General features: G+C 71.6%; 2 protein-coding genes. One reads left to right on the forward strand and one right to left on the reverse strand.

The annotated features are described in order from the left end of the window. Positions 1 to 133 precede the first annotated feature (133 nt). Positions 134 to 1,618: a M28 family metallopeptidase gene (locus ACZ7IF_RS18800; RefSeq protein ID WP_470972433.1), complete on the reverse strand. Its 1,485-nt coding sequence runs from the start codon at positions 1,616 to 1,618 to the stop codon at positions 134 to 136. 260 nt (positions 1,619 to 1,878) lie between these two features. On the opposite strand from ACZ7IF_RS18800, the gene ACZ7IF_RS18805 reads away from it, so the two are divergent. Beyond that, the gene (locus ACZ7IF_RS18805) at positions 1,879 to 2,907 is read left to right on the forward strand and encodes an aspartate-semialdehyde dehydrogenase (RefSeq protein WP_470972435.1); all 1,029 of its coding nucleotides are present in this window, start codon (positions 1,879 to 1,881) and stop codon (positions 2,905 to 2,907) included. The last annotated feature ends 154 nt before the right edge of the window (positions 2,908 to 3,061 follow it).

Consider the following 3,061-nt stretch of genomic DNA (forward strand, 5'->3'; position numbering starts at 1 on the left):
GGTGAGGTTCCCCCCCCCCGGGGGGTAACACGCCTCTTGTGGGGTGGTGGGGGGGGGGGGGGGGGAGGGGTGGGGGGGCGGGGCGGCCCCCCCCCCCCCCCCCCCCCTCCGGCTTTTCACCTGCCCCTACCGCTTACTTGCCCAGCGAGCGCAGGGACTCCGCGTACGTGCCGACCGCGTGGGCGATGACGTCCAGGTTGGTGTCGAACGCCTTGAGGTCGATGTTCTTCAGGTTGTCGCCCGCCCCGTGGTAGTTCGGGTCGTACGCCGCCCCGGCCGTGCCGCCGTAGCGCTTGGCCTGCTCGGCGGTCTTGATGCCCTCGGCGCCGGTGAAGGTGCCGCCCGCCGGGATGCCGTTCTCGATGAACGGGCCGTAGTCGGAGCGGCCGTCGAAGTCACTGCCCTCGTGCGGCTTGCCCTTCTTGTCGAGGAAGCCGTTGATCAGCGCCTCGATCTGCGCCGAGCCGGCCGGGCCGGCGCCCGCGCCGGTCTTGTCCGAGTCGTCGCCGTCGTAGACGAACTGCGCCGGGTTCGGCGAGGCGATCATGTCGAAGTTCAGGTAGAGCGCGATGTCCTTCTTCTGCTTGTCGGACAGCTGCGCGACGTAGTGCTCGGAGCCCAGCAGGCCCAGCTCCTCCGCCGACCACCAGGCGAAGCGCACCTTGTTGGCGGGCCCCTTGTTCTTCTTGTTGGCGCCCTCGTCGGCGAGCTTGAGGGCGACTTCGAGGAGTCCGGCCGAGCCGGAGCCGTTGTCGTTGATGCCGGGACCCTCGGGGACCGAGTCCAGGTGGGAGCCGACCGTCACCACGCGGTCGGCGCGGCCGCCCCGGGTCTCGGCGATCACGTTGCGGGTGGTCTTCTTCACGTGCTCCTGGTCCAGGTCCAGGCGCACCTTCACCTCGCCCTTGGCGGCGGCCGCGGCCAGCGCCTCGCCGTCGGCCAGGGTGATGCCCGCGCTGGGGATGATCCCCTCGGCCGGGGAGGAGAACCCGCCGCGGACCGGGGTGGTACCGCTGTGGTTGTAGACGATCACGCCGATCGCGCCCGCCGCGGCGGCGGCCCGCTGCTTCTCCACGAAGGTGCAGGCACCCCGCTTGACCAGGGCGATCTTCCCGGTGAAGGCGCCGGCCGGGTAGTCGTCGGCGGTGCAGCCGGGGGTCTCGTCGACCCGGGCGAGGGCGAGCGGGGCGGCCAGGCCGCCGGCCGGGGTGGACTTGGTGAAGGTGAAGGCCGCGGTGGCCAGCTCCCGCGGCTGGTCGCCGAGGACCGTGGTCTTCTCCGTCTTCGTGTGCGCCTCGTAGATGTCGAAGTCCTGGTACGAGACCTCGTACCCGGCCTTCTTCAGGGTGTCGTGGACGTAGGCGGCCGAGGCGGCGTGGCCGGGGGTGCCCGCGGCCCGGTTGCCGCCGTTGGCGTCGGCGATCTGCTGGAACTTCGCCAGGTGGCGGTAGGCCCCGCGCGCGGTGACCTCCTCCACCAGCTCCTGGGCCAGCCTGCCCTCGCGCGGGTGGGCGCTGGCCGGGGTGGCGGCCAGCAGCACGGGCGCGGCGACGGCGGCCGCCGCGAGGGCGGCGAGGGCCGGTATGGACCGGCGGTGGCGGTGGCGGATGTCCGGCACGGTGGATCTCCCCGAGGTGGTGTTTCGGCTTCTGGTGCGCCGCGTCCGCATAACGATCACGGCTGAACCGGAAGCTAACCGGCCTTGACCAGGCAAAACGGACGTTGGAGGGTCTGTTGACGCGCCCGTCACACACTCGTCACGGGAGTTCACGGCTCCGACACTGTCCGCACCTCGGACAATGGATTGGACAAGCCTCGTGGGGTCGAACGCATGATGGCTCCACGCGCGCCCGCGTCAACGTATTCGAAGGAGTCACCGTGAGGGTCGGAATCGTCGGAGCCACCGGACAGGTCGGCGGAGTCATGCGCGGCATCCTCGCCGAGCGGAAGTTCCCGGTCGACGAGCTGCGGCTCTTCGCCTCGGCCCGTTCCGCGGGCTCCACCCTGGAGTGGCAGGGCCAGGAGATCACCATCGAGGACGCCTCCACGGCCGACTACTCCGGCCTGGACATCGTGCTCTTCTCCGCGGGCGGCGCCACCTCCAGGGCCCTCGCCGAGAAGGTCGCCTCCCAGGGTGCCGTCGTGATCGACAACTCCTCCGCCTGGCGCAGCCACCCCGAGGTCCCCCTCGTGGTCTCCGAGGTCAACCCCCACGCGATCAAGAACCGCCCCAAGGGCATCATCGCGAACCCGAACTGCACCACCATGGCCGCCATGCCCGTGCTGCGCCCCCTCCACGATGAGGCCGGCCTGACCGCGCTGATCGCCACCACCTACCAGGCCGTCTCCGGCTCCGGCCTGGCCGGCGTCGCCGAGCTCAAGGGCCAGGCCTGCGCCGTCTCCGAGGCCGCCGACCAGCTGACCTTCGACGGCGGCGCGGTGGAGTTCCCCGAGCCGGCCGTCTACAAGCGCCCGATCGCGTACAACGTGGTCCCGCTCGCGGGCAACCTCGTCGACGACGGCTCCTTCGAGACCGACGAGGAGCAGAAGCTCCGCAACGAGTCCCGCAAGATCCTGGAGATCCCCGGGCTCAAGGTCTCCGGCACCTGTGTCCGCGTCCCCGTCTTCTCCGGCCACTCCCTCCAGGTCAACGCCCGCTTCGAGCGTCCGATCAGCGTCGAGCGCGCCTACGAGCTGCTGAAGGACGCCCCGGGCGTCGAGCTGTCCGAGATCCCGACCCCGCTCCAGGCCGCCGGCCAGGACGCCTCGTACGTGGGCCGCATCCGCGTGGACGAGACGGTCGACAACGGCCTCGCGCTGTTCCTCTCCAACGACAACCTCCGCAAGGGCGCCGCGCTGAACGCCGTCCAGATCGCGGAGCTGGTCGCCGAGGAGCTGCGCGGCTGACGCCGCCCGTGTGGTGAGCGGAGGGGGGGGGGGGGGGGGGCCCCCCCCCCCCCCCCCCTCCTTGCCCTCCCCCCCCCCCCCCCAAAGAAACAACCCACCCCCCCCCCCCCGCAGCGCACCCAAGCCGCGGTCCGAGTGTCGGGAGACACCCCCC

This window comes from Streptomyces sp. NPDC037421 (assembly GCF_055602105.1).